Genomic DNA, 25,714 nt, shown 5'->3' on the forward strand with positions numbered 1-25,714 from the left:
GGCCGCGTTCGGGTTCAGGTCAGATCGCGGGACTGCATCCGCGATTGCAGGCGCGCGGCCAGATCTTCGACAGGAATATCTGCATCAATGGCCAGCTTGCGCAGACCAAAATGCACATGCGCCATTTCCTGATAGTAATTCGTGTAGGCATAGTTCGTCGCCGCCCCCGCCACGGCCCCAAGCACGGGCACGGTCTGGGCGGCCAGTTTCTGCCCCATCGCCGTGGCCAACCGGGGCGCTACCCGGGCGATGATGCCTTGCAGCGCCGCTCCGCTCAACGTGACCCGCGCGGACAGGAACCCAAGATCAGCACCGTCATCCTTCGACAGGGGTCCGGCTGAGGCAAAAACCTCAATGCAGTCAAATTGCACATTCTGCTCGGTAGGATCAAACCCGTGTTCCACCGCAACACCCTGAATGATCCGCAGCAATAATGTGGTGGTGACCGGCAATTCGGCCAGCGCTGTGGGCAGACCGCCCACGCCCCCAACGGCCCCCATTGCAGTCCCGACCGCCGTGTTGAGCCAGCTTTTCTGATCCGGTACCATGTCGCGGCTCGAATGGGCCAGCTTCATCGCTTGCTCCAGCGCGCTGCGCGTGGCGTCCTGCAATCCCGAACGCGCAGGTGCGGGCAAACGCTCCAGCAAGCCCTCGGCGCGGCCGCCCACAAGGTTCAAAAGTTCAATCGCACCACCGCCCGCGCGTTTGTAGCGATGCGCCAAGGCGTCCAGCTCTTTGTCAACGTCGACCGGGTGAAACTTCGTAATGTCGTTCATATGTGCCCCTTTCCTTCAAGATGGGCGCAATCGACGTTATTTCAATCCAGAAGGCATAGTCCCCTGCCAGCGGGACACCTCGCCCACAACGCCTTGCCAGGCCTGCGGCTGCAATGCGCGGCCCAAAACCCGGTCCGGGTTTGTCGGCGGTGGCATCACCACATCGTCGAGCCTGGTAAACCCGAAACGCGCATAATAGGGGGCATCGCCTACCAGCATCACGCGGGCCCAACCTTGGGATTTGGCGCACTCCAGCGCGTCACGGATCAGCCGGGCCGCCAGCCCCTCGCCCTGCCGCGTCGGATGCACCGCAACCGGGCCCAGCAATAGGGCTGCGACCGAGCCGACACGTACGGGCCAGAAACGGATTGCGCCCGCCAGAATGCCACCCGGATCGCGCGCTACCTGATTGAGACTGGCAACAGAAGCGATGTCATCGCGCAAACGATATGAGGACAAAGCTTCGCGCCCCGGTGCAAAACACAGGTCAAACAGGGCTTCCACCTCATGCACATCCTGCGCAGTTTCGACAGTTAATTCATACACAAGCGCCGCCGCAGTGTCTCGCTGAGGGTTTCCGGTGGTCCGCCCCTAGCACATGCGCTACATGGCCTGCAAACGATCAGGAGAAAGCAATGTTCTACCGCCCCGAGGACGGCCACGGCCTGCCCCATAATCCGTTCAATGCCATTGTCACGCCGCGGCCCATCGGCTGGATTTCGACGCGCAATGCGGCAGGCCAGAACAACCTCGCACCCTATTCGTTTTTCAACGGCGTGGCCTACACGCCGCCGCAGGTCATGTTTGCTTCCACCAGCCATAAACCGGATCAGGGCGATACCAAGGATTCCGTGGCCAACATCCGCGCCACCGGCGTCTTTTGCGTGAATATCGTGGAATACGCGATGCGCGACGCGATGAATGCCTCATCGGAAATGCTGCCAAAAGACGTGGATGAATTTGCCGCAGCGGGTCTTGAGCCTGCCGACTGCGCGCAAATCGACTGCGCCCGCGTGTCTGGGGCCCCCGCTGCGCTGGAATGCCGGATGACGCAAATTGTGCAAATCGAAGGGGCCAGCAATTTCGTGGTCTTTGGCGAAGTGGTCGGCGTGCATATTCGCGATGACACTATTGTCGACGGGCGGTTCGACGTGCGCACCTATCAACCGCTCAGCCGTCTGGGGTACCGTGATTACACACGTGTGACCGACCTTTTTGAATTAGCGCGCCCGGACGACTGAGCCCTCAGATCACGCAAAACGCAACATTGTCACAACCTGTGCTAGACTGGGTGGTGCGCGGCTGCGAATTCGGTATTGCTGCTGACCGCGCTCAATTTTGCGGAGGGCACTATGACGAATTTCAACCATTCCATCATTCGCGCGGCGGTCTGGAACCTCGCCGGTTTTACCAGACCGGGCCAGCCTGTGGGCATTTCAGCACGCTCGAAAAAGGCGGAAAAACAGGCCGAGGGGCTGGCTCTGCTTGATGCGGAATTCGTGACGCTGGTGGAGGTATCGCCGGAGAATTACATCACGACGCTGGTCGAGAAACTCAAGAAATACGGCGTCGAATACAATCACACGATGCTGCCCCAGCAAAGCGGCCATATCCACATCGGCTTTCTTCATAAACCCGGCATCGAAGTGACCAACCCGCGCTTCATTCCCGGCTCCGAAGGCGCCTACAAAGGCGGGCGGCAGGCGTTTGCAGTGGATGTGAAGATCGCCAAACTCAAAGCCATCGTCATCGGTGTCCACCTGAAATCCGGGCGCGGTCGTCACGAACAAAAGACCCGCGACAGCCAGTGCGAGGTGATTGGCGACTACATTGCGGAAATTCACCAGACCCCGGGCCTGAAACGGCGGGCGATCTTCCTGATGGGGGATTTCAATATGATCCCCGGCCAGGATGTATCGAACTTTCACTACTTAGGTGGCGATGACGCAATGGATTTTGTCTCAAGCTGGGATCTGCAGGACCGCTTCTCGCATATTCTCGAAAAGGGCCGCGCCAATCTGCTGGACGGGTTTGCGGTCAGCCGTAACTTTTCCACTGACTATATCAAGGGGAGCCTGCGCCTCTTCCCGATGCACTGGACCATGGACATGGGCCGCGAAGCTTTCCGCAAAGGCGTCTCGGACCACCTGCCCTTCGTGGCCAGCTTCAAAATCTACTGATCCCCCTGACGGGACGGCGGGCGGGGCGCCTTGGCCGCAGGCCAACAGCGCCGCACGCCGTCAGTGACCACCCAGAATGCCGGTACGTACCGAATAATCCACGGCCAGCTCGTAGTCAGGATCATCATCGCTGTCGATCATCAATTGACCAGCCTTTTGCAACAGTCTGTGGCAATCGCGGCTGAGATGCCGCAGCATCAAGTTCTTGCCTGCATCCTCGTATTTCGCGGCAAGCGCCTCAATCGCCTGCAGAGCCGATTGATCCACAACCCGGCTGTCGGCAAAATCCACGATCACGGTGTCCGGGTCTCCCGCCACATCGAACAGCTCCATGAAGCCATCGGATGAGCCGAAAAACAGCGGACCGGTAATCTCGTAAACCTTGGCCCCCTTCTCGGTCAGCGACTCCCGGGTCCTGGCATGAATGCGCCGCGCATTGTTCCACGCATAAGCCAGCGCGCTCACGATCACGCCGACAACCACCGCGACAGCAAGGTCTTCATAAACCGTGACCACAGTCACCAGCAGGATCACGAAAGCATCGGTCAGCGGCACCTTGCGCAGGATCGTCAGGCTGTTCCAGGCAAAGGTCCCGATCACCACCATGAACATCACACCCACCAATGCAGCCAGCGGGATAAGCTCGATGATCGACGACCCCACCAGAATGAAAAGCAATAAAAACACCGCCGCCGCGATCCCCGCCACCCGCGTCCGCCCGCCGGATTTCACGTTGATCATCGACTGGCCGATCATCGCACAACCGCCCATTCCGCCGAAAAACCCGGTGACCGTATTGGCAACACCCTGTGCGATGCACTCCTGGCTCGCACCGCCCCGCTGGTTGGTCATGTCCCCCACAAGGTTCAGCGTCAGCAGGCTCTCGATCAATCCAATCGCGGCCAGAATGACCGCATAGGGCAAAATGATCTCGAAGGTCTCCCAATTCAGCGGCACCATCGGAATATGCAACGTCGGCAGCCCCCCCTGAATCGAGGCGAGATCGCCCACGCGCGGCACATCCAGCCCAAACCCGATGACCACCGCCGCGACAATCCCGATACCTGCCAGCGGCGCCGGGATAAGCTTGGTCATGCGCGGCATCACCCAGATGATCGCCATGGTCGCCGCCACCAGCGTCAGCATCAAGAACAGCGGCTGCCCGCTCAGCCATTCGCCCCCGCCCATGCCATGACCGGTATCAACCATCGTGCCCGGCACCTTGAACTGGCTAAGCTGCGCGAGGAAAATCACGATCGCCAGGCCGTTCACAAAGCCCAGCATCACCGGATGCGGCACCAGCCGGATGAACTTGCCCCATTGCATCACACCCGCAAAGACCTGCAACAGCCCCATCAGAACCACCGTGGCAAAGAGGTATTCCACCCCATGCTGCGCCACCAGCGCCACCATGACCACCGCCAACGCCCCCGTGGCCCCGGAAATCATCCCCGGACGCCCGCCAATCAGCGCCGTGATCAGACCCACCAGAAAGGCCGCGTATAACCCCACCAACGGGTGCACCCCCGCCACAAAGGCAAAGGCCACCGCTTCGGGTACCAGCGCCAATGCGACCGTCAGACCCGATAGCAACTCGATGCGCAGGCGCGCTGGCGAAAACCCGTCTTCGGGCATCCAGCGCAAATCAGTGATTGCAAGGTTCTTGGTAAAGCTGCGGAACGTGGTTCGCACCATGGGGAAAATCCTGATGTAGGGTCACTTTGCGGACAGGCGCGGGCCAAATCCTCTTGCGCCGCTCCCTAGACGGTTTGGGACGGAATGAAAACCCTGCCCCTCGGGATCGTTAGCCGCGCATGGCTAACAAATCCCTAATGCCAGAGGGTGCTGCCCCCTACGCGCACTTGATTTCAAACCCGCCCCGCGCGACGATCAGCCAACCCTGAACGGAGCCGCCCTTGCCCCTCATACACACCCGCCAAGACATTGACGATCTTCTGGACGGCCCGACGGAAGCGGAGGAGAAACTCCTCACCGCCTGCAGGGCCGGTGACCCGTGCGATCTGGGCGGGTTGCCCCGCGCAGGTGATGCGGCGCGTGAGGTCCGTGCCGATGTGCTGCGCTACCTGATCCTCGGCGGCTGCACGGACTGCCCTGTCCAGGGCTGGGGTGTTGACCTTACCGGTGCCTATATCTCCGGCACCCTCGACCTCAGCTTTGAAAAAGCGCGCAAGGCAACGGGGCTGGAAGCGTGCAGATTTGCCGGTGACATCCTCGCCCTTCAAGCCAAGTTCGACGTACTGGCGCTGAACGGCAGCACCCTGAACGCGTTGAACGCCCAGGGGGTCGCGGTGACCGGGGGGGTCTTCCTGCGCGGCATCACCGCCACAGGCGAGGTCCGCCTCTCCAGCGCGCAGATCGGCGGGCAGTTGGATTGCGGCGGTGCGACATTCTCCGCAACGGACGCGGACGCGCTGAACGCCCAGGGGGTCGCGGTGACCGGCAACGTCTTTCTTCGCGGTATCACTGCCACAGGCGAAATCCGCATCTCCGGTGCGCAGATCGGCGGGCAGCTTGACTGCGACGGTGCGACGTTCTCCGCGACGGACGCGGACGCGCTGAACGCCCAGGGGGTCGCGGTGACCGGCAACGTCTTCCTACGCGGTATCACCGCCACCGGCAAAGTCAGCCTCTCCGGTGCGCAGATCGACGGGCAGCTTTCCTGCATCGGTGCCACCTTGTCCACAACCGACGGGGACGCGCTGAACGCCCAGGGGGTCAAAGTGACCGAGAGTATCTTCCTGCGAGGTATCACCGCCACAGGCAAAGTCAGCCTCTCCGGCGCGCAGATCGGCGGGCAACTTGACTGCACCGGTGCGACATTCTCCGCCACGGACGGGCATGCGCTGACCCTGCAAGGGGCGCATATTCGGGACGGGTTCTTCTGGCGCGATGCCACCCTGTCCAAAGGAAGTCTGGATCTGAATACCGCCCATGCGAGCGATCTGGTGGATGATCTGACCTCCTGGCCCGGGGAGGGCAGCCTCAATCTCGACGGGTTCACCTATGACCGCATCGGGGCGGCCCCAACCGATGCGGTTCGCCGTCTCGACTGGCTGGCCAAAGGCAGCACTTGGAATGGAGAGTTCTTTCCGCAGCCCTACACCCAGCTTGCCAAAGTGCTGCGCGAGATGGGTCATGATGCCCAAGCCCGGACCGTTCTGGCGGAGCGGGAGCGGTTGCTGTATCGTGAAAAATTCAAAACCCGCTGGCGCCTGCATAATGGCGAGGTGTCAGAAGGCATCACCGTCACCAATATCCATTACCTCACCATCCTGTGGTCGTATTTCCTGCAGGCGGTTGTGGGCTATGGTCACCGCCCGTTCCGAAGCGTGCTGGCGCTACTGGTCCTCTGGCTGAGCGCCACGACCGTTGCCCATCTCGCGTGGGGGGAAGGCTCCTTCGCACCCAATTCCGGCCCGGTCCTGCTCTCCGACGACTGGCAGCGGTTCGCGTCTGAGCCTGCCCCGGCCAACCCCGCGCTCTTGTGGTCTGAAAAGGGCGCGCAAGGACAGGATTGGGAGAGCTTCAGCCCCCATGCCTATGCCGCCGATCTGGTCATACCCATTGTCGACATCGGGCAGACCGCCGCATGGGCCCCCTCGACCACGCGCGGTTTCTGGGGCTGGCATCTGTGGTGGCTGCGCTGGGTCTTTACGCTGGCGGGCTGGGTCGTCACCGCCCTGGGGGCGGCGGCCATCACCGGGATCATCCGGCGCGATTGAAGCCAGGCAATGCACAAATTCGGTGCACGGCCTGTGCACAGGCTGTGCACGCAGGTCATACGCTTGATTTCCCCTCAAATCCCCGCCACCATCCCGCCGAGAAACGTGCAAATTCGGAGCCTCCCCAGACATGAGCAAGACAAAGATCGCCGTGATCGGCGGATCAGGGATTTACGATATTGACGGGCTGGAAGAGGCCAGTTGGACGACGGTAGACACCCCTTGGGGCGCGCCATCGGATGCCATTCTGACCGGTGTTCTGGACGGTGTTGAGATGGCGTTTCTGCCCCGGCACGGGCGCGGCCATGTGCACAGTCCGAGCACCGTGCCCTACCTTGCCAATATCGACGCGCTGAAACGTCTGGGCTGTACGGATGTGGTGTCTGTTTCTGCCTGCGGATCGTTCCGCGAAGAGATGGCGCCGGGGGATTTTGTGCTTGTAGATCAATTCATTGACCGCACCTTCGCGCGCGAGAAGTCGTTTTTCGGTACGGGTTGTGTCGCCCATGTCTCCGTGGCGCATCCCACCTGTCCGCGTTTGAGCGATGCCTGCGAAACCGCCGCCCGGGACGCGGGGATCACGGTGCACAGGGGGGGGACCTATCTGGCGATGGAAGGACCCCAATTTTCGACGCTGGCCGAATCCCGCATGTATCGCGAAAGCTGGGGCGCGGATGTGATCGGCATGACCAACATGCCCGAAGCCAAGCTCGCCCGTGAAGCCGAGCTGTGCTACGCCTCCGTCGCCATGATCACCGATTACGACAGCTGGCACCCCGATCATGGCGAAGTGGACGTAACCCAGATCATCGCCACCCTCATGGGCAATGCAGACAAGGGCCGTGACCTCGTTCGGCATCTGCCGAAACTCCTGGGAAAGGACCGTGCGGCATGTGCCCATGGCTGCGACCGCGCGCTCGAATATGCGATCCTGACCGCCCCGGAGGCGCGCGATCCAGCCGTCATGGCAAAACTGGATAGCGTGGCGGGGCGCGTCTTGCCCTGATACGTTGCGCCGCGATCAATGCGGCGCAACTGTCAGTAAATCTTAACGATGTTTAACTTCGCTTTGAGCCGCGTAAAAGCGTCCGCCTGCACGATATCATGAAGGGTCTTGGGCTGGGGACAATCTGAACAGGTCGCGGGGTCAATCATCAGGGGATTTGCAAAACGCACCCATTTCGATTGCCCATTGGTATCCTGCACCTCGTAGATCGAGTCCACGACAAAAGGTGTCAGATCCGGGTTTGTCGACGCTGCCACAACGGTTTGCAGACAAGCCGGATCCATCGGCGCATTGACGGCCGTACGGTGCTGTTTGAAGTAGGTCCATTTCTTCTCAGGGCTTTTGACAGTGACCCAGCTTGCAATTTTCTTGGGAACATATTCCCCGACGGTTGCAAGCGTCTCGTTCAAACTGCTGCCCCAGATGTTGGACGCAGAGAGCCTGTCTTCAATAGGGGGACGATCCGCTGAGAAACTCTGTAGTGAGCAAAACTTGCTGTCTTCAAATTTCTCGTTCTTGTGGCTGTAGACAAAGACATCTCCCGGATAGGGATCCGAAATGCGGTTGGCAGGCACAATCAAACGGGCATAGCTGATATCAGCCTCGTCAGCATCGAGCAGCACACTCTCGGTGACATTGAACGCCAACACGGTCAGAACCAACGCCGTCATCGTCCAGAACTTGTAGTCGACACTTTTGGCGGGTTTGGGTTTATCGTCAGTGTCCAGGGCGGTCATTGGGGGCAACACAGGTTGCTACCGCAATTGTAGTAACCCTCAGGACAGGCAGCATAGGCGACGGCAGTTGAGACGAAAAAGGCAGCTATTGCTAGAGCAGTGATAGCACGCATGACTATTCTCCATTTGAATAAAATTCGGGAATATGCTGCATGATTCTACGTTTACGGGAAAATGTCTGTGAACAAAGTCACAGGCACACCGGGTTGATGTTGCCGCTGGAAACTGGAACTACTGTTGCGGCGCATGTGAAGGAGTAAACGGTGTCTTTCGATCTTTGGCTGACGTTCGTTGCGGCTTCCACCGCTCTCCTGCTGATCCCCGGGCCGACGGTGCTCTTGGTCTTGAGCTACGCGCTCTCGAAAGGAAAATCCGTGGCCGTGGCTTCCGCCGCAGGTGTTGCAGTCGGAGACTTGATTGCCATGACCGCGTCACTGGCGGGTTTGGGCGCGCTTGTCCTGGCCTCGGCAACCCTTTTCACCATGCTCAAATGGCTGGGAGCCATCTACCTGGTCTGGCTGGGCTTCAAACTCATCCGGTCGGCACCCCGTGAAGGCATGGCGCCGATTGCAGAGGTAAATGCGCGTGGTGTCTTTCGCCACGCCGCTGCGGTGACTGCTCTCAACCCCAAATCCATTGCTTTTTTCATTGCGTTCGTACCGCAGTTCTTACGCCCCGATACGCCCCTTGCCCCTCAGTTCATTCTCCTGATCGCAACTTTCGTGTCTCTCGCGGGTATCAACGCTTTGGCCTATGCCCTGCTTGCCGATCGGCTGCGCCGCGTTATCTCGAAACCAAATATTCTCACATGGATCACCCGTGCTGGCGGTGCCACCTTGATTGGTATGGGCCTCCTGACCGCCACGCTGCGCCGCGCAACCTGAAGGCAAATCGCATGAAAACTGTTCAAGACTACATCCGTACGATTGTGGATTTCCCACATGAAGGCATCATGTTTCGCGACGTCACGACGCTCTTTGCGGACCCTCGCGGCTTCCGCATGGCGATTGACCAGATGCTGCATCCCTACGCCGGGCTTGAAATTGACAAAGTCGTGGGTCTGGAAGCGCGCGGCTTTATTCTTGGCGGTGCCATTGCGCACCAGCTTTCGGTCGGTTTTGTACCGATCCGCAAAAAAGGCAAGCTGCCCGGCAGAACGATCAGTCAGGATTATTCATTGGAGTACGGTGAAGCCATTGTCGAAATCCACGACGATGCAATCCAGCCGGGGGAAAAGGTTCTGGTGGTGGATGATCTGCTTGCAACCGGTGGCACAGCGGAGGCCGGTATCAAGCTGATCGAAAGACTGGGCGGTGAAATCGTTTCCTGTGCTTTCATCATTGATCTTCCGGAACTGGGTGGTCGCGCCAAACTCGAAGCCTTGGGCATGGAAGTTAACGCACTTTGCGCCTTCGATGGTCTCTAGGAACCAACCAAATCCTGGAAGGATTTGAAAAACATCGTGTGACGCGTCAGCGTCTCATGTCTTCAGGACCGCGCCGGGGTTCATGATGCCCAAAGGGTCAAGAGCGGCCTTGATCGCGCGCATTGCAGCCATCTTTGCAGGGTCGCCATAGCGTTCAAGGTCTGCCACTTTCATGCGTCCAACCCCATGTTCCGCGCTGACCGATCCGCCCAGACTGTTGGCCAGATCGTGCACCGTCCGCTGCAACTCAGCGCGTTGGTGAGCATGGTCGGAGGAGCGCCCGCCCGGCAGCGGGAACAGGTTGTAGTGCAGATTACCGTCACCCACGTGCCCAAAGCAGTTGATGCGGAAATCCCCTAACCTGGCCACAGCCTCTTTTCCACGTTCGATGAACTCAGGGATGCAACTCAAAGGGACCGACACATCGCTCGAAATGACCGCGCCAACGCGTTTATTGGCCTCGGGAATATGCTCTCGCACTGACCAGAAGGCGGCCCCCTGCTCCACGCTTTGTGCAATCACGCCATCCAGTGCCAACCCGGTTTCGGCCGCCTCCTCAAAGAGCCCTTCCAGAGCCGCCTGCCCGTTCATGCCGCGCGCCAACCCGACCTCTATCAACACAGACCATTGCGGGCGCGTCTCGAAGGGTTGGCGCACCTCCGGCAGAACCTTCGACAGAAATGTCAATCCCTGCCCGTTGATCAACTCGAACCCGCTGACCATCTCTCCCAGCTGGTCCCGCGCGAGACCCAATAGCGACAGCGCCGCTGCGGGGGAGGGCACAACGAAAATCGCCGTGCCCGAAACCGCGGGTTTCGGACTGAGTTTCAACGCCGCTGCGGTGATCACGCCCAAACTGCCTTCCGACCCGATCAGCAGATTGCGCAGATCGTAGCCGGTATTATCTTTGCGCAGGCGTTTCAGTCCGTGCCATATCTGACCATCCGGCAACACCGCTTCCAGCCCAAGGCACAAGTCCCGCGCGTTGCCATAGCGCAAGACTGCCGTACCGCCAGCATTCGTCGCCAGATTACCGCCGATACTGGCTGAGCCCTCCGAGGCGAGCGACAGGGGAAACAGCCGATCAGCGGCATCTGCGGCGGATTGCACATTGGCCAGCACGGCCCCCGCCTCACAAATCAGAACGTTCTCTTCGGGGAAAACCTCTCGGATGGCATTCATGCGCTCAAGCGAGAGGATCAGGGGCAAAGGTCCCTCAAAGGAGACCTGCCCGCCCACGAGGCCGGTCCCGCCCCCATATGGCACAATCCCCACCTGAGCCTGCGCGGCACAGCCCACGATCGCGGCAACTTCCTCAACGGTTCTGGGCATCGCGACAAGCGACTGGCGCCCTTGGTATCGCCCGCGCGGTTCTTCCAGATGGCGCGGTTCAGCGCTGCGAAAGCGCTCCGCTGGCAAGGTTTGCTGCAATAGCGACTGGAAATCGGAATCGACGGAGTTCAAGGACATGCGCCTTGATCCCCCGCGCGCCTCACGGATGCAACCCCCGACTAGGGGGCACTCAACCACTCCGGACGCAACACCATGATCGTCGGTCTGCCGGGCAACCGATCTAAAGAAACTTCCAGAGAAGGTCCGCCAACCTCAACAATGGCAAACTCATCAGACATGCCCGACAGAAAATCATCCAGGGCAAACAGCGAAAACCAGTGCATTGGAATAACAATGGAGGATTTCAACCGTTTAAGAGCCCGGGTCATCGTCGGTAAATCCAAGGTATACCCGCCATCGACAGGCGCCATGACGACGTCGAGCCGACCCAAAGCCGCGTATTGGGCGGCATCGGGCTCGTGATGCAGATGCCCCAGATGGCCGATACACAGCCCGGCCATCTCGAACACAAAGATCGAATTCCCTTCGGTCTCAACGCTCGAGAATTGCGAACGAATGTCGGTGGAAACATTGCGGATCAGAACTTCGCCCAAGTCGAGCCGATGGTCGATACCTTCGCCAAACTCTCCCCACCCCGGAAGCACATGTGGAATGGCCGGGTCGGGATGGGCCGTCCAATGCGTATCATGGGCGTGGTTCATGGTAACGACATCGGGGATGAATGGTGCCGATCCGGTAAAGCCGGTGAAATCGGTGACAATGTTCAATCCCCCATGGCTGCGGATCAGAAAACTCGCATGAGAAATATAATGGATGCGCACATTTTCCGGAGCGACGGCTGAGAAATTTGCCGGAACAATATACTCTATCCCCGGCGCTCCTTCAGCTAATGCAATGCAATGGCTGGGTTGTCGCTCCTGGGCCATCGCGCCCTGGCTCAAAAGCAGCAGTGTTATGAAAAAGCGGATCAGCATGGCAACCTCCCTGATCCTAGGAAGTTAGTACGCGAAGCCGCAATTTCCGATATAAAATTCTGTGAGGTCCAGGAAAGGGTCACCGAGAGAGACGCAGATAGGCGCTAGCCTGCGTTGGATTTACCGCGTCTGTCCCCTCGCAAGGCGGCATAGAGCACATGGGTGCGCCACCGACCGTTGATCTGCAGATAGCTCTGCGCCACGCCCTCGTATTTGAAACCAGAGATTTCGAGCAATCCGCGTGACGCTGCATTCTCGGGCAAACAGGCGGCTTCGATCCGGCTCAGATCCAATCGCGTGAATGCATGGTGCACCAATGCCTTGATGGCCTCATGCATGTATCCCTGCCGCGCGAAGGGTTGACCGGTCCAATACCCCAATGTGCCCGCCTGCGCGGGGCCACGCCTGATATTGTCCAGCGTAATCGCGCCCAACAGTGCGTCATCCTGACGTCGGATCAAAAAGAGCGGAATCGCGGTGCCGCTGGAGACGGACCGTTGCGCCCAATAGACCCGGTTCGTAAACGCTTTTCTGGTCAGATGGTCCCGTGCCCAGCTGGGTTCCCAGGAGGTCAGGTAATCCTTGCTCTGGGCCCGCAGGGCGGTCCAGGGTCTAAAGTCGGAATGAATCGGTGGGCGCAGCGTCATCCGCTCCGTCTCGATCCTCAGTTTCCGAAATCCGCGCAGCATCACGCCGCTCGACGCGTCTGCAACTCTGCAAGGCTGGGGGCGGCGTCAATGGGACCGTAAAGTGCAAGGGCTGCTGGAGCCGCCGAGGCCATGCCTTCGGCAAATTCCCTGACGTCCCCTGTGGTCACGGCATCAATCAGCGCCACGGTTTCTTCCAGCGGCGGAACGCGGCCCCATATTTGAACCAAACGGGCCAGCCGCTCGGCGCGATTTGAGGGGCTTTCCAGCCCCATCAACAATCCTGCCTTCATCTGCGCGCGTGCGCGCGCAACCTCGGCGGGCGACATGTCCGCAGCCGCCCGCTTCATCTCGTCGATGGTGATTTCGGCCAGTTGAGGCAATTGCTCGGCAGAGGTCCCGGCGTAGATCGTGGTCATGCCGGTATCCGCATAGGCTCCGGCCTGCGCAAAGATCGAATAGCATAGCCCTCGGTTTTCCCGGATTTCCTGAAAGAGGCGGCTCGACATACCGCCCCCCAGCGCTGAGGCATAGATTTGAGCGGTGTAGATTCTATCGTCACGGTACCCGGGGCTTTCAAAGGCCAGGGCAAAATGCGCCTGCTCCAGCTCCTTGGCCTGCCGACGCTCACCCCCCAGAAAACGTGCGGCATCAACGTCAAAGGCAGGTTTGGCTTGCATACCCCCAAAGAGCGTCTCGGCCAGTTTCACGATGGCCTCGTGATCCACCGCACCTGCCGCTGACAGGATCATCTGTTCCGGCCCGTAGTGCTGTCCGATGAACCCTTGCAAATCCGTCCGGCTGAAACTGGCCACCCGGTCGCTGGGCCCCAGGATGGTGCGCCCCATGGGATGATCCGGATAGGCTTCTTCCTGCAACCAGTCAAAGATCACATCATCAGGGGTATCGAGCGCCTGCCCGATCTCCTGCAGGATCACCCCGCGCTCGATTTCGATCTCAGCTTCGTCCAGCGTCGGGTTCAGCAGGATATCCGCAATCACGTCGAGCGCCAGCGGCACGTCGTTCTGCAACACACGGGCGTAATAGGCGGTCACTTCGCGGCTGGTATAGGCGTTGATGTAGCCGCCTACGTCCTCGATGCTCTCGGCAATCTGCAAGGCAGTGCGCCGCTTAGTGCCTTTGAAGGCCATATGTTCCAGAAAATGCGCGATGCCGTTCTGGTCGGGCATTTCATGACGCGCACCCGCTGTGACCCAAACCCCGATTGAGGCTGAAGCCAGCCCGGGCATTTCTTCGGTCACGATACGGAAGCCATTAGGCAGGCGGTGTTGGTTCAGTGTCACGCAGTACGATGCCCTTTGATATGCGCGGTGAGCGCGGCCAGATCGTTCGGCACCCGGCTCACCCGTTCGGGGCGTTCATACAGGTCTGCCATACGCGGGGGCAAGGGGGGGTGTTGCCCGCTGGCCTTTTCCACTGCGTCCGGGAATTTCGCCGGATGGGCGGTCGCGAGTGTGATCATCGGTGTGCCGGTTGCGCGCAACTCCTCTGCCACCTTCACACCCACCGCGCTGTGCGGACAGAGCAACTCACCGCTGGACTTCAGCGAAGACGCGATGGTGGCCATGGTTTCCTCTTCCGACGCGCTGCCGGATACATAATGCGATTGGAGCACCTGCATCGCGCCCTGGCTGACCTCGAAACCACCCGCCTTGAGTTCTTCCATCAATTGGCCGATCGCATTGCCGTCGCGATCATAGGCGTCAAACAAGGCGCGCTCAAAATTGGAACTGACCTGAATATCCATCGACGGGCTGATCGAAGGCACCGTCTCGCCCTTGTGATACCCCTGCCCTTTCAGGCACCGATCAAGGATGTCGTTCTGATTGGTTGCAACGACAAGCTTGTCGATGGGCAGCCCCATGCGCTTGGCGATGTAGCCCGCAAAGATATCGCCAAAATTGCCCGTGGGCACCGTAAAGCTGACCGGACGGTGCGGTGCCCCCAGCGATACCGCAGAAGAGAAGTAATAAACCACCTGCGCCAGTACCCGTCCCCAGTTGATGGAATTGACACCTGCGAGCCTGACCTCGTCGCGGAAGTCGAAGTCGTTGAACATGTCCTTCAGCCGCGCCTGACAGTCGTCGAAATCGCCATCCATCGCCAGCGCGTGCACATTCGATTCGGCCGGCGTGGTCATTTGCCGCCGCTGCACCTCGGAAATGCGCCCATGCGGGTAGAGAATGAACACATCCACATTGTCGAGCCCCCGGAAGGCTTCAATCGCCGCCGAGCCCGTATCACCCGAGGTCGCCCCCACAATGGTGACCCGCTCACCCTGCCGCGCCAGCGCCGTCTGGAACATCTGCCCGATCAGCTGCATGGCGAAGTCCTTGAAGGCCAGCGTCGGTCCGTGGAAAAGCTCCAGAAGGAAATGCCCCTGATCAAGCTGCACCAGCGGTGCCCGCGCGGCATGGCCGAACCCCGCATAGGCGCGGTCGATGATGCCCTCGAATTCAGCATCCGTGAAGACATCGCCCACAAAGGGCCGCATCACACGGTAGGCAATGGCCTCATAGCTCAGCCCTTCGAGGCGGGAAATTTCCGCGACCGTCATCTGCGGAATCGTCTCCGGCACATAAAGCCCGCCATCACGGGCAAGGCCGGTGAGCATGGCCTCTTCGAAGTTCAGAACGGGTGCGGTGCCCCGGGTCGATATGTAACGCATATGCTTCAGCTTTTGTTGGCACCGGGTTTGCGGCGCAGGAAAACGGCGGTCATTGCCAGCCAGATGGCCGACAAGGAAAACCAGGTGATGGCGTATTGCAAGTGATCGTTGGGAATAGCGGCCGTGTCTACAGGCAAGGGCGTCACAGGACCGCCTGATTGCGGCGCGTCGCGACGCACGACCAGTATCGGTTGAGTATCCAGAGCGTCTGCCATTCTTTCGACGTCCCGCGCGAACCAGATATTTTCGTCAACATCCGGCACTGGTGTGAACTTGTCGGTCTCTTGTGGCCATTGCAGGTTCCCCACGAGGGTCAGCGGCGGACCTTCCTCGAATTTCAATGCGTCGGCCTTTGCCACCGGGACGAACCCCATGTCAATAAGTATCGTCCCTTCATCCCGCAGCATCGGACGAATGATCCGGTAGCCCGCGCCAACCTGTTTTTGGGACACCAGAACCCGCAGATAACCCGCGCCCAGAACGCCTGTAACCTCGACCGGCAGATAGGCGTCCCGTTCGGGGTTCAACTCTGCTGGTAGTTTTATCGGAGCAGCCAAGATCCGCTTTTCGATATCGGCGATCAATTCTTCTTTCCAGGCCAGCCGCTGGACCTGCCAGATACCAAGGCTGATCAGAATTGCAGCGCCCCCCAACCCAAAGGTTGCCAGAAACATCAGTCGTCGCATGACTGCTCAGCTCCAAAGAAAAACGCGCGAGAGCCGCGCGCTTTTTTGTTTGAAATTCTCGCTGCGCCTAATGCGCCCCGGGCATCTGCGCCACGCCCCAGATGTAAACTGCAAAGAAGAGGAACAGCCATACCACGTCGACAAAGTGCCAATACCAGGCAGCGGCCTCAAAGCCCACGTGCTTCTCCGGGGTGAAGTCCCCCCTCAACGCACGGACAAGACACACCGTCAGGAAGATTGTCCCGATGATCACATGTGCACCGTGAAAGCCGGTCGCCATGAAGAAGTTTGAGTAGAACTTGTCGCCTCCAAATTCCCAGCCCTTGTAGAGCAGATAGGAATACTCATAGGCCTGCAGCACGGTAAACAGTACACCAAGCACAATCGAAATTGCGAGGCCCCAGACCAGATCCTTGCGGTTGTTCTCATGGACCAGAGCGTGGTGCGCCCAGGTTACCGCACAGCCCGACAGCAGCAGAATCAGCGTGTTGATCAGCGGCAGGTGGAAAGCGTCCACATGGTAGATTTCCGGCTGGATGTACTCCGTGCCGACATATTCGCTCATCGGATAGATGGCATTTTTGAAGAACGCCCAGAACCACGCCGCGAAGAACATAACCTCCGACATGATGAAAAGGATAAAGCCATAGCGCAGGCCGATCCGCACCACCGGGGTGTGGTCGCCGACGTGGCTTTCACGGACAACCTCGGACCACCAGGCAAACATGACGTAAAGCACACCCGCCAGCCCCGCGAGGAACAGGTAGGGGTGATTATTTTCTACCGCACCCGAAAACCAAATCACCGCGCCGAATAGCATCGCAAACCCGCTGATGGCGCCCAGCAGCGGCCAGACTGAGGGGTTCAGAATGTGATAGTCGTGGTTCTTTTCATGGGCCATATCTGCGTCCCTTGCCTTGTCCTGGTCAGTTCAGACTTGCGTCTGAGGTTGGTTCCAAATCCTGCACGGCGGCATAGCCCTCGGGCAGGTCAATTTCGTAGAATGTATAGGAGAGCGTGATGGTATGTACATATTTTCCATCGCGATCTTCGACGATTTTCGGATCGACATAGAAAGTCACCGGCATCTGAACCCGTTCACCGGGTTGCAGCACCTGCTCTTCAAAGCAGAAACACTGAATCTTGTTGAAAAAGCCACCCGCCTGATAAGGGGTAACGTTATAACTGGCAGACCCTGCGATGGGGCGATTTGTCGGGTTGTATGCCTCATAAAACGCAAGGCCCGTCTCGCCTATGCGCACTTCCATCTCGCGCACGACCGGCTCAAAGGACCACGGCATCTGACTGTGAAGCGAGCCGTCAAAACGGACCTTGATGGTCTGCTCAAGAACATCATCGGGCGCTACATCAGACACGCCGGTCACGCCGCCAAACCCTGTCACCCGGCAGAACCAGTCATAAAAAGGAACTGACGCCCAGGCCAGAGCTCCCATCACCACGACCAGGCTGACGGTTTGAGTGACGGTTTTGGCGGGACCGGAGAGCGCCATCAGTTTGCAATCTCCTCTGCTTTTGGCAGCTCAAAATCGCCACTTGTGACTTTGGTGAAGGTCAGCGCCAGCACCAGAACGACAAACGCACCCAGCATCAGGCCGACCCCGATGTTGCGCCCCTTGCGACGGGCATGCAGTTCATGTTCGGGACGAAAGGTCATGCCTTACCAGCCCCCCATTCCGAAAGGACGCAGCATGGCTTCGATCAGGATCACCCCGAAATGGGCAAAGAGGTACCAGAGTGACAGCCGGAAGAACTTCTTTTCAATCTTGTAGCTGTCGGCCTCGGCCTGCGTTTCATCACGCCGCCAGATGTCAACCGCCCCTTTCAGGAACAGCGCGTTCAGCACAACGGCCATGGCCAGATAGAGGGGCCCGCCGATGGCGGTAAACCCTGTTCCAACGGCAAGCAGCGCCAGAAGGATCGTGTAGACGACGATATGAACACGGGTTGCCCTGCGTCCGTGGGTCACCGTGAGCATCGGCACATCTGCATCATTGTAGTCGGACTTCATGAACAGCGCCAAAGCCCAGAAATGCGGCGGCGTCCACATGAAGATCAATGCGAACATCAGCCATGCCTCGATGGAGAAGCTGCCGGTCGCAATGACCCATCCGATCACCGGGGGAAAGGCGCCCGCGGCACCACCGATCACGATGTTCTGGGGCGTCGAGCGCTTAAGCCACATCGAGTAAACGACAGCGTAAAAGAAAATTGTGAAGGCCAGCAGACCCGCCGCCAGCAAATTCGCCGACAGGCCCAGCATCATGACGGCCATACCGGACAGGGCCAGCCCCAGTGACAGGGCCTCTCCCGCAGGAACGCGACCGGAGGGGATCGGGCGTTTGGCGGTTCGCTGCATCACCGCGTCGATATCCGCGTCCCACCACATGTTCAGCGCGCCGGAGGCACCGGCGCCGATGGCGACAAACAGAATCGATGAAAAGGCAATCACAGGATGCACGGTCACCGGTGCAGCGAGCAGGCCCACCAGCGCCGTGAACACCACCAGCGACATGACACGCGGTTTCAGCAGCGCGAAATAATCGCCAAGCTGCGTGTCGTACTCCCCGGCGGGTGTTGTGTAGCTTGCATCAGCCATTCAGGCGCCTCGCTGGCAGTCTTGGAGTGGCGCGGCAGGGCCGCACCCGTTCATTTCGACGCGATGACGCGGGTTTGCGGAACACCGGCGTATTCTTCCCGCGCGCCTTCCAACCACTCGGCATAGGCCTCTTCGGAGACGACCTTCACGGTGATCGGCATATAAGCGTGGTTCAGCCCGCAAAGCTCGGAGCATTGACCAAAGTAGATACCTTCCCGGTCAGCTTTGAACCAAAGTTCAGCCAGACGGCCAGGTACGGCATCCTGCTTTACGCCGAACGCCGGAATGGTCCAGGCGTGGATCACATCGCCACCCGTTACTTGCATCACGATGGTCTGGTTGACGGGCACCACAACGGATGTGTCCGTCGCCAGCAGGAATTCCGCTTCGGAATATCCCGCCTCTTCCAGCTGCGCGATCACCTCAGGTGATTTCGCGTTGTTCCCACCCGTTGCGGGCGCGCCGATCATGTAGGACGAAAACTCAAAACCTTCATCCACATATTCGTAGTCCCAGTACCATTGATACCCCGTCACTTTGATGGTGACGTCAGCTTCGGGAATTTCCTGCTGCTTGAACAGGATGGGCAGCGAGAACGCCCCGATGAAGACAAGAATGACGATCGGGATCACGGTCCAGGCAATCTCTACCGGCGTATTGTGGGTGAAGCTCGCCGATTCAGGGTTCCGCTTGGCGTTATAGCGGATTGCCACCCAGAGAATCAGCGCGGTCACGAACAGCGAAATCACCGTGCAGATCACTAGCAGCATGCCATCCAGCCATTGCAGGTCTGAGGCCAGCTCGGTCACGGCAGGTTGGAAGCCCATCTTGCCATCAACCGGCACACCGATGATTTCAAGGTTGTCCTGTGCCTGAGCCGCTGTTGCTGCAAGGCCAGCAAAAACACCTGGGAGTGTGAAAAAACGTTTCATGTGTCGTCCTGATCTTGGGATCACTGATGGGCACGCAGGAAAGGTTTGGACCTCTTGCCCGCCCCGTCCGTTGTAATTCCTGCTCTTACAATCATATTCTGATCGCGAGATAAAGACTTGAGCTTGCGTCAAACAGACGCTGAGTGCACTTTTACGCCCCCTTTTGAGGATATTGCGAATGACCGACGCCCCTTTCATGCCGTTTAACGAAACGCTTGACCGCGACGAGGCCCTGAATGTGCTGCGCGAAGCGACCCGGGGCGCAGATGATGGCGAGTTGTTCCTGGAACGTCGTCGTTCCGAAGCACTGGTCTTTGACGACGGCAGGCTCAAGACCGCCAGTTATGATGCCACCGAAGGGTTTGGCCTTCGGGCCGTCCGTGGCGAAGTCGCAGGCTACGCCCATTCCTCGGAAATTTCTATGAAAGCGCTGCGGCGGGCTGCGGAAACCGCGCGTCTCGCCGTTGGCGAAGGCGGCGGCACCTGGGCAGATGCCCCGAATCCAACAAATAAGCGCCTTTATACCGACGACGATCCGATTGCCGGGGCCAGTTTCCCGGTCAAGATCGAAACATTGCGCGAGATAGACGACTACGCCCGCGGCCTCGACCCAAGGGTGGTGCAGGTTTCGGCCAACATTGCCGCCAGTCTTCAGGAGGTTGAAATTCTGCGCCCGGACGGGCAGTCCCTGCGGGATGTCCGCCCCATGACCCGGGTCAATGTCTCCGTCATCGTGGAAGAGAACGGGCGGCGAGAATCCGGCTCCGTTGGCGGTGGCGGGCGCGTCGGGCTGGATGGATTACTCGACCCGGCAGACTGGAAATCCAAAGCACGTGAGGCCTTGAGAATTGCCTGTGTCAATCTGAAAGCCGTACCGGCACCCGCCGGGGTCATGGATGTTGTGCTGGGGCCAGGATGGCCCGGCATCTTGCTGCACGAGGCCATTGGTCACGGATTGGAGGGTGACTTTAACCGCAAAGGATCATCGGCGTTTGCAGGGCTCATGGGGCAGCGGATCGCCAGTGCAGGTGTGACAGTTCTGGACGATGGCACGATCCCCGACAGGCGCGGCTCGATCACAATTGACGATGAGGGAACTCCTTCCGCCAAGAACGTGTTGATCGACGACGGAATTCTTGTCGGATACATGCAGGATAGGCAAAACGCGCGCTTGATGGACGTTCTCCCGACAGGCAACGGGCGGCGTGAAAGCTATGCCCATGCACCGATGCCGCGCATGACCAACACCTACATGCTGGGCGGCGATGCCGATCCCGAGGATATTCTCGCCGATCTCAAGGATGGCATATATGCGGTGGGCTTCGGAGGCGGTCAGGTAGACATCACCAATGGCAAGTTCGTGTTCAGCTGCACGGAGGCCTACCGCGTCGAAAACGGCAAAGTGGGCGCGCCGGTCAAAGGTGCCACACTCATCGGCGATGGCGCGACCGCGCTGAAGCATATCCGGGGTATCGGAAACGACATGGCACTTGACCCCGGCATGGGCAATTGCGGCAAGGCTGGCCAATGGGTTCCGGTGGGCGTGGGCCAACCGACATTGATGATTGGCGGCCTGACAGTGGGTGGGTCTGCGTCCTGACAAATGGACACCTCCCCATAATTAGCGAGGCGTCCAAGCCACATTGATTCATGCGTTGTTAACCAACTCGCCTTAAACCTGATTCTGCAACGGACGGAGACGAGGATGACTGATAAGGACCACAATCCTTCTTCCACTCACCCCCCACTCCCACCCACCTCGGAAGCTGAACAGTTCTCCCGGCTCCGTCTGTTGCGATCCCGCCGGGTTGGCGTAACGACGTATAAACGACTGCTAACTGAACACGGCACTGCGCAGAACGCGCTGGCCGCGCTACCAGAGGTAGCGCGTGCCGCCGGCGTTCAGAAATACGAAGTATGCCCCGAAGCGGTTGTTCAGGCTGAACTCAACGCGGCACGTGCGGCTGGCGCACGCCTCATCATGCAGGGCACCGCCGCATATCCTGCACATCTTAATGAAATCGACGACGCGCCGCCGTTTCTATGGGTTCTTGGTGACGCAGGCCTCCTGAAACGCCCAATGATCTCGCTGGTTGGCGCGCGTAACGCGTCTTCGCTAGGAACCCGCATGGCCAAGGCTCTGGCGCGCGATCTTGGTGTCGCAGGCTATGTGGTCGTCTCCGGACTGGCCCGCGGAGTCGATGCCGCCGCCCATCTGGCCGCCCTCCCGACCGGCACCGTTGCCGTACAGGCTGGCGGTGTTGATGTTGTCTATCCGGCCGAAAATACAGAACTGGCGCTTGAATTGGCGCAGACCGGTTTGCGGCTGTCCGAACAGCCCATGGGGCTACAACCGATGGCGCGCCACTTCCCCAGCCGAAACCGCATCATTTCCGGGCTCAGCCGCGCAACCGTGGTTGTCGAGGCCGCAGCCAAATCCGGTAGCCTCATTACCGCAAGAGACGCACTGGACCAGGGCAGAGATGTCCTGGCCGTTCCCGGCAGCCCCTTCGATGCCCGCGCCGCCGGATGCAATCAACTGATCCGCGAAGGCGCTACCCTTATCCGTTCTGCAGAAGACGTGTTGGAGGCGATGGCCCCCTTGGCAGAGGCATCTCCACAATTGCCACTGGAGCCTCCGCTCAGAGCTGCCAAGCCCCCTAAACCCAAAACCCCGCTGAAGGAAGTGGCGGCCTTGCACCGGAAGATTCTTGCCCGGCTAAGTCCGGCACCGCTTGCCGAAGATCAGTTGATACGAGACCTCGCGATTGCCCCGGCGGATGTGGCTCCGGCACTGCTCGATCTTGAAATGGAAGGTCGCATAAGCCGCCGGTCGGGCGGTCTGTTGTCCCGCACCGAAAGCGCCTGAAAATTGGCCGTCTTGTGAGTGGTTTTCGCTGCGAACAGCCAAATTCAAAGTGCGCTCATCCCCGAAGAAATTGGTGCGGACCAGACAACGTGCAACGCCCCGGTCGATACCGTCGTGAACAATCTGTGTTGCGACAAAATAGGTGCGGCAATCTCTGGCGCATTGACAAAATCTACTTGCGCAACACATCTGGCATGGTCATAGACGCACAATATTTTTACCCAGAGGTGTCCTAGTAAATGCCAGTCGTTGTGGTCGAATCGCCCGCCAAAGCCAAGACAATCAACACCTATCTGGGGTCCGATTACACGGTACTGGCATCATACGGCCACGTGCGCGACCTGCCGCCAAAAGATGGCTCAGTAGACCCCGAGCAGGAGTTTGAGATGCTCTGGGAGGTCGCCAGCGACAGTAAAAAACACGTCAAGGCCATCGCAGATGCGCTCAAAGATGATAACGCCCTGATCCTCGCAACCGACCCTGACCGTGAAGGCGAGGCGATCAGCTGGCACTTGCAGGAAGCCCTTACCAAACGCAAATCCATTAAGAAGGACACGCCCGTCAGTCGGGTGGTGTTCAATGCGATCACCAAATCCGCGGTCACCGAAGCCATGCGGAACCCACGTCAGGTGGATATGCCCTTGGTCGAGGCTTATCTCGCGCGGCGCGCATTGGATTACCTGGTCGGCTTCAACCTCAGCCCCGTTTTGTGGCGTAAGCTGCCGGGCGCGCGGTCAGCGGGACGCGTTCAATCCGTGACGCTGCGCCTGATCGTTGAGCGCGAAATGGAAATTGAAGCGTTTCGCAATCGAGAATACTGGTCCGTCAAGGCGATTCTCGCCACGCCTCGTGGCAAGGAATTCGAGGCCCGTCTGACGGTTCTCGCTGGCAAAAAACTCGACAAGTTCGATATCGAGAACGCCACCCAAGCCGAAATGGCTGTTCAGGCGATCAGTAGCCGCGATCTGTCGGTAAAATCGGTAGAAGCCAAACCCGCAAACCGGAATCCTTCTGCCCCCTTTATGACCTCAACCCTGCAACAGGAGGCCAGTCGCAAGTTCGGCATGGGCGCGCGGCAAACCATGAGCACCGCGCAGCGGCTCTATGAAGCAGGCTACATCACCTACATGCGGACCGACGGGATCGACATGGCGCCCGAAGCGGTGCAGGCCGCGCGGGATGCTATCCAGACGCTCTATGGAAAGGAATATGTCCCTTCCAGCCCGCGCATGTATAAAAACAAAGCCAAGAACGCGCAGGAAGCGCACGAATGCGTGCGCCCGACGGATATGATGACCAAGGCGGAGGACCTGAAAACCTCTGACGCCGACCAGCGCAAGCTTTATGATCTGATCTGGAAACGGACGCTCGCCTGTCAGATGGAAGCAGCCAGGATGGAACGTACAACCGTTGATCTGGCAAGCGCAGATGGCCAGGTGGAATTGCGCGCCACAGGTCAGGTGGTACTCTTTGACGGCTTCCTGCGGGTCTATGAAGAAGGGCGCGACGATGTGGTGGATGAGGACGACAAACGTCTGCCCCAGATCGACGCAGGCGACGCGATGGACAAACGCTCGGTCACGCCAGAGCAGCATTTCACGCAGCCTCCGCCCCGCTACACCGAGGCAACGCTGGTGAAAAAGATGGAAGAGCTCGGGATTGGCCGTCCGTCTACCTACGCGTCGATCGTGACCACCATTCAGGACCGTGAATATGTACGCAAAGACAAGAACCGGCTGATTCCGGAAGACAAAGGCCGGCTGGTAACAGCTTTCCTGGAAAATTACTTCCGCAAGTATGTGGGGTATGGCTTCACTGCCGATCTTGAGGATCAACTGGATGATGTCAGCGCCGGAGATGCAAACTACAAGGAAGTTCTGAAGGGTTTTTGGCGTGATTTTTCAGCAGCAGTTGCGGAAACCGCAGACCTGCGCATCACCGAAGTGCTGGAAAAGATCAATGAAGTTCTTGAGCCGCATCTCTTTCCTCCTAACGAGGACGGCACGGACCCGCGGCTGTGCCCCAATTGTGGCGCAGGCAGGCTTTCAATGCGCACGGCGCGTTCAGGGGGCGCATTCATCGGGTGCTCCAATTACCCCGAGTGCCGTTACACACGCCCCTTTGGCCCGCCCGATCCCGAAGCCGAAGCCAGCGCGATTCCGCCCGAAGGCAAGTTGTTGGGCGAAGACAGTGGTGACAGTATTTGGGTGCACAAAGGCCGCTTTGGCCCTTATGTGCAACGCGGAGAGGTCACCGACGAGAATAAGAAGCCCCCGCGCCAATCGATCCCCAAGGAGTGGCCGCCAGAGGATGTGGACCTGCCGCAGGCCGTCAAATTGCTTTCTCTTCCCCGCGAGATTGGGCCCCACCCCGAAGATGGCGTGACCGTATGGTCCAACATCGGGCGTTATGGGCCCTACCTCAAGCACGCCGCCAGCACATCTGAGCGCGGAGGCACGAATGCCAATCTGGAAAGCATAGAAGAGGTGTTTACGGTCGGTATGAACCGGGCCGTGCAGCTCTTGGCCGAAAAAGTTGCCAGTCGCGGTGGCCGGGGCGCGGCGGCCAAGACACTTCGCGAGTTGGGAGAGCACCCGGATCAGGGCGGTGCCGTCAGCATCATGGAAGGCAAATATGGGCCTTATGTGAAGTGGGAAAAAATCAATGCGACCCTTCCCAAAGAAACCGCACCCGATGATCTGTCGCTGGAAGCAGCGGTTCTCCTTTTAGATGAAAAAGCCGCCAAGAAGGGCAAGGGGCGCAGAAAATCGTCACCCAAGAAGAAAGCACCGACCAAAAAAAAGGCAGTGGCAAAAAAGAGCTGAAATAAACTATTTTCTGCAAAATAGTGCACCTTCGCACCAGATTTTCTCAAACAAGTTTGACCAACCTTCTTCGCGCCCTATACCCTCTTAGGAGGAGTGGAGATTTGCGCCTTTCCGGTTTTGGATCGCGCGCAGATTACTGAGTTCGGCATTCGCCAGCTGGATTCGAGGGAGCGCTATGAAAAAGATATACGGCTCGGCGTCTGAGGCGCTGGAGGACGTGTTGCGCGACGGGATGTTGATCGCGGCCGGGG

Annotated in this window: 24 protein-coding genes and 1 pseudogene; 10 read left to right on the plus strand and 15 right to left on the minus strand. The window is 59.1% G+C overall.

All coding sequences use genetic code 11. The annotated features are described in order from the left end of the window. Positions 1–14 precede the first annotated feature (14 nt). Positions 15–776, minus strand: a complete 762-nt coding sequence (locus Q0802_RS03280; RefSeq protein ID WP_298913449.1) for an EcsC family protein — start codon at positions 774–776, stop codon at positions 15–17. A 36-nt stretch (positions 777–812) separates the two neighbouring features. Further along, the gene (locus Q0802_RS03285) at positions 813–1,322 is read right to left on the minus strand and encodes an N-acetyltransferase (RefSeq protein WP_298913452.1); all 510 of its coding nucleotides are present in this window, start codon (positions 1,320–1,322) and stop codon (positions 813–815) included. 89 nt (positions 1,323–1,411) lie between these two features. Here Q0802_RS03285 and Q0802_RS03290 point away from each other — a divergent pair, with 89 nt between their 5' ends. Both Q0802_RS03290 and Q0802_RS03295 read left to right on the plus strand, forming a co-directional pair. Continuing rightward, a complete protein-coding gene (locus tag Q0802_RS03290) occupies positions 1,412–2,017 on the plus strand; it encodes a flavin reductase family protein (RefSeq protein ID WP_298913455.1) in 606 nt (201 codons plus the stop codon). A gap of 111 nt (positions 2,018–2,128) precedes the next feature. After that, positions 2,129–2,956 (plus strand): GMP synthase, encoded by an 828-nt coding sequence (locus Q0802_RS03295; protein WP_298913458.1) that lies wholly within the window; start codon positions 2,129–2,131, stop codon positions 2,954–2,956. A gap of 60 nt (positions 2,957–3,016) precedes the next feature. Here the strand turns inward: Q0802_RS03295 and Q0802_RS03300 are convergent, their stop codons facing one another. Next, positions 3,017–4,651: a SulP family inorganic anion transporter gene (locus tag Q0802_RS03300; protein WP_298913460.1), complete on the minus strand. Its 1,635-nt coding sequence runs from the start codon at positions 4,649–4,651 to the stop codon at positions 3,017–3,019. A 221-nt stretch (positions 4,652–4,872) separates the two neighbouring features. Between Q0802_RS03300 and Q0802_RS03305 the strand changes: the two genes are divergently transcribed. Then, entirely contained in the window at positions 4,873–6,699 is a 1,827-nt protein-coding gene (locus tag Q0802_RS03305; protein WP_298913462.1) for a hypothetical protein, read from the plus strand. A gap of 130 nt (positions 6,700–6,829) precedes the next feature. Then, positions 6,830–7,705: an S-methyl-5'-thioadenosine phosphorylase gene (locus Q0802_RS03310; RefSeq protein ID WP_298913463.1), complete on the plus strand. Its 876-nt coding sequence runs from the start codon at positions 6,830–6,832 to the stop codon at positions 7,703–7,705. Positions 7,706–7,737: 32 nt separating this feature from the next. On the opposite strand, the gene Q0802_RS03315 is transcribed toward Q0802_RS03310, so the two are convergent. Beyond that, complete coding sequence (locus Q0802_RS03315; protein WP_298913465.1) at positions 7,738–8,442, minus strand: hypothetical protein; 705 nt, start codon at positions 8,440–8,442, stop codon at positions 7,738–7,740. Between the two features lie 263 nt (positions 8,443–8,705). Here Q0802_RS03315 and Q0802_RS03320 point away from each other — a divergent pair, with 263 nt between their 5' ends. Together Q0802_RS03320 and Q0802_RS03325 are read left to right on the plus strand one after the other, a co-directional pair. After that, a complete protein-coding gene (locus Q0802_RS03320) occupies positions 8,706–9,326 on the plus strand; it encodes a LysE family translocator (RefSeq protein WP_298913467.1) in 621 nt (206 codons plus the stop codon). A gap of 11 nt (positions 9,327–9,337) precedes the next feature. Further along, positions 9,338–9,868 carry an adenine phosphoribosyltransferase gene (locus Q0802_RS03325; protein ID WP_298913470.1) on the plus strand — a complete coding sequence of 177 codons (531 nt, stop codon included), beginning with the start codon at positions 9,338–9,340 and terminating at the stop codon, positions 9,866–9,868. Between the two features lie 54 nt (positions 9,869–9,922). Here the strand turns inward: Q0802_RS03325 and Q0802_RS03330 are convergent, their stop codons facing one another. From Q0802_RS03330 to coxB, 11 genes are all read right to left on the minus strand, one after another. Beyond that, positions 9,923–11,338: an FAD-binding oxidoreductase gene (locus tag Q0802_RS03330; protein ID WP_298913473.1), complete on the minus strand. Its 1,416-nt coding sequence runs from the start codon at positions 11,336–11,338 to the stop codon at positions 9,923–9,925. Positions 11,339–11,379: 41 nt separating this feature from the next. Then, positions 11,380–12,195, minus strand: a complete 816-nt coding sequence (locus Q0802_RS03335) for an MBL fold metallo-hydrolase (RefSeq protein WP_298913476.1) — start codon at positions 12,193–12,195, stop codon at positions 11,380–11,382. 104 nt (positions 12,196–12,299) lie between these two features. After that, complete coding sequence (locus tag Q0802_RS03340) at positions 12,300–12,884, minus strand: GNAT family protein (protein ID WP_298913478.1); 585 nt, start codon at positions 12,882–12,884, stop codon at positions 12,300–12,302. Next, positions 12,884–14,146 (minus strand): pitrilysin family protein, encoded by a 1,263-nt coding sequence (locus Q0802_RS03345; RefSeq protein ID WP_298913480.1) that lies wholly within the window; start codon positions 14,144–14,146, stop codon positions 12,884–12,886. The genes Q0802_RS03340 and Q0802_RS03345 overlap by 1 nt, the downstream gene beginning before the upstream one ends. Beyond that, positions 14,143–15,531, minus strand: coding sequence for a threonine synthase (gene thrC / locus Q0802_RS03350; RefSeq protein WP_298913482.1), 1,389 nt, complete (start codon positions 15,529–15,531; stop codon positions 14,143–14,145). The genes Q0802_RS03345 and thrC overlap by 4 nt, the downstream gene beginning before the upstream one ends. A 5-nt stretch (positions 15,532–15,536) precedes the next feature. Continuing rightward, positions 15,537–16,217: an SURF1 family protein gene (locus Q0802_RS03355; protein WP_298913484.1), complete on the minus strand. Its 681-nt coding sequence runs from the start codon at positions 16,215–16,217 to the stop codon at positions 15,537–15,539. Positions 16,218–16,284: 67 nt separating this feature from the next. Then, a complete protein-coding gene (locus Q0802_RS03360) occupies positions 16,285–17,118 on the minus strand; it encodes a cytochrome c oxidase subunit 3 (RefSeq protein ID WP_298913487.1) in 834 nt (277 codons plus the stop codon). A gap of 25 nt (positions 17,119–17,143) precedes the next feature. Next, entirely contained in the window at positions 17,144–17,728 is a 585-nt protein-coding gene (locus Q0802_RS03365) for a cytochrome c oxidase assembly protein (RefSeq protein WP_298913489.1), read from the minus strand. Then, on the minus strand, positions 17,728–17,892 hold the full coding sequence (locus Q0802_RS03370) for a cytochrome C oxidase assembly protein (protein ID WP_298913491.1): 165 nt from the start codon (positions 17,890–17,892) through the stop codon (positions 17,728–17,730). The genes Q0802_RS03365 and Q0802_RS03370 overlap by 1 nt, the downstream gene beginning before the upstream one ends. Positions 17,893–17,895: 3 nt before the next feature. After that, positions 17,896–18,834, minus strand: coding sequence for a heme o synthase (gene cyoE, locus Q0802_RS03375; RefSeq protein ID WP_298913494.1), 939 nt, complete (start codon positions 18,832–18,834; stop codon positions 17,896–17,898). Positions 18,835–18,884: 50 nt separating this feature from the next. Beyond that, positions 18,885–19,766, minus strand: coding sequence for a cytochrome c oxidase subunit II (gene coxB / locus Q0802_RS03380; protein ID WP_298913497.1), 882 nt, complete (start codon positions 19,764–19,766; stop codon positions 18,885–18,887). Between the two features lie 178 nt (positions 19,767–19,944). Between coxB and tldD the strand changes: the two genes are divergently transcribed. From tldD to Q0802_RS24715, 4 genes and pseudogenes are all read left to right on the plus strand, one after another. Continuing rightward, positions 19,945–21,366 (plus strand): metalloprotease TldD, encoded by a 1,422-nt coding sequence (gene tldD / locus Q0802_RS03385; RefSeq protein ID WP_298913499.1) that lies wholly within the window; start codon positions 19,945–19,947, stop codon positions 21,364–21,366. Positions 21,367–21,471: 105 nt separating this feature from the next. Beyond that, a complete protein-coding gene (dprA, locus tag Q0802_RS03390) occupies positions 21,472–22,635 on the plus strand; it encodes a DNA-processing protein DprA (RefSeq protein WP_298913502.1) in 1,164 nt (387 codons plus the stop codon). A 239-nt stretch (positions 22,636–22,874) separates the two neighbouring features. Further along, positions 22,875–25,460, plus strand: coding sequence for a type I DNA topoisomerase (gene topA, locus Q0802_RS03395; protein WP_298913505.1), 2,586 nt, complete (start codon positions 22,875–22,877; stop codon positions 25,458–25,460). A 178-nt stretch (positions 25,461–25,638) separates the two neighbouring features. Then, positions 25,639–25,714: pseudogene (locus Q0802_RS24715) on the plus strand (succinyl-CoA--3-ketoacid-CoA transferase); the annotation flags it as partial.

Source organism: uncultured Roseobacter sp. (assembly GCF_947495275.1).
Classification (GTDB): domain Bacteria; phylum Pseudomonadota; class Alphaproteobacteria; order Rhodobacterales; family Rhodobacteraceae; genus Roseobacter.

What these genes read in the sequence shown, in the direction of transcription:
- Q0802_RS03365 (WP_298913489.1), bottom strand. Translation starts at nt 17,728, where the DNA reads ATGGCGCTCTCCGGTCCCGCCAAAACCGTCACTCAAACCGTCAGCCTG.
- Q0802_RS03290 (WP_298913455.1), top strand. Translation starts at nt 1,412, where the DNA reads ATGTTCTACCGCCCCGAGGACGGCCACGGCCTGCCCCATAATCCGTTC.
- cyoE (WP_298913494.1), bottom strand. Translation starts at nt 18,834, where the DNA reads ATGGCTGATGCAAGCTACACAACACCCGCCGGGGAGTACGACACGCAG.
- topA (WP_298913505.1), top strand. Translation starts at nt 22,875, where the DNA reads ATGCCAGTCGTTGTGGTCGAATCGCCCGCCAAAGCCAAGACAATCAAC.
- Q0802_RS03360 (WP_298913487.1), bottom strand. Translation starts at nt 17,118, where the DNA reads ATGGCCCATGAAAAGAACCACGACTATCACATTCTGAACCCCTCAGTC.
- Q0802_RS03335 (WP_298913476.1), bottom strand. Translation starts at nt 12,195, where the DNA reads ATGCTGATCCGCTTTTTCATAACACTGCTGCTTTTGAGCCAGGGCGCG.
- Q0802_RS03300 (WP_298913460.1), bottom strand. Translation starts at nt 4,651, where the DNA reads ATGGTGCGAACCACGTTCCGCAGCTTTACCAAGAACCTTGCAATCACT.
- Q0802_RS03295 (WP_298913458.1), top strand. Translation starts at nt 2,129, where the DNA reads ATGACGAATTTCAACCATTCCATCATTCGCGCGGCGGTCTGGAACCTC.
- Q0802_RS03340 (WP_298913478.1), bottom strand. Translation starts at nt 12,884, where the DNA reads ATGCTGCGCGGATTTCGGAAACTGAGGATCGAGACGGAGCGGATGACG.
- Q0802_RS03355 (WP_298913484.1), bottom strand. Translation starts at nt 16,217, where the DNA reads ATGCGACGACTGATGTTTCTGGCAACCTTTGGGTTGGGGGGCGCTGCA.
- coxB (WP_298913497.1), bottom strand. Translation starts at nt 19,766, where the DNA reads ATGAAACGTTTTTTCACACTCCCAGGTGTTTTTGCTGGCCTTGCAGCA.
- Q0802_RS03330 (WP_298913473.1), bottom strand. Translation starts at nt 11,338, where the DNA reads ATGTCCTTGAACTCCGTCGATTCCGATTTCCAGTCGCTATTGCAGCAA.
- Q0802_RS03370 (WP_298913491.1), bottom strand. Translation starts at nt 17,892, where the DNA reads ATGACCTTTCGTCCCGAACATGAACTGCATGCCCGTCGCAAGGGGCGC.
- tldD (WP_298913499.1), top strand. Translation starts at nt 19,945, where the DNA reads ATGACCGACGCCCCTTTCATGCCGTTTAACGAAACGCTTGACCGCGAC.
- Q0802_RS03310 (WP_298913463.1), top strand. Translation starts at nt 6,830, where the DNA reads ATGAGCAAGACAAAGATCGCCGTGATCGGCGGATCAGGGATTTACGAT.
- thrC (WP_298913482.1), bottom strand. Translation starts at nt 15,531, where the DNA reads ATGCGTTACATATCGACCCGGGGCACCGCACCCGTTCTGAACTTCGAA.
- Q0802_RS03315 (WP_298913465.1), bottom strand. Translation starts at nt 8,442, where the DNA reads ATGACCGCCCTGGACACTGACGATAAACCCAAACCCGCCAAAAGTGTC.
- Q0802_RS03325 (WP_298913470.1), top strand. Translation starts at nt 9,338, where the DNA reads ATGAAAACTGTTCAAGACTACATCCGTACGATTGTGGATTTCCCACAT.
- Q0802_RS03280 (WP_298913449.1), bottom strand. Translation starts at nt 776, where the DNA reads ATGAACGACATTACGAAGTTTCACCCGGTCGACGTTGACAAAGAGCTG.
- dprA (WP_298913502.1), top strand. Translation starts at nt 21,472, where the DNA reads ATGACTGATAAGGACCACAATCCTTCTTCCACTCACCCCCCACTCCCA.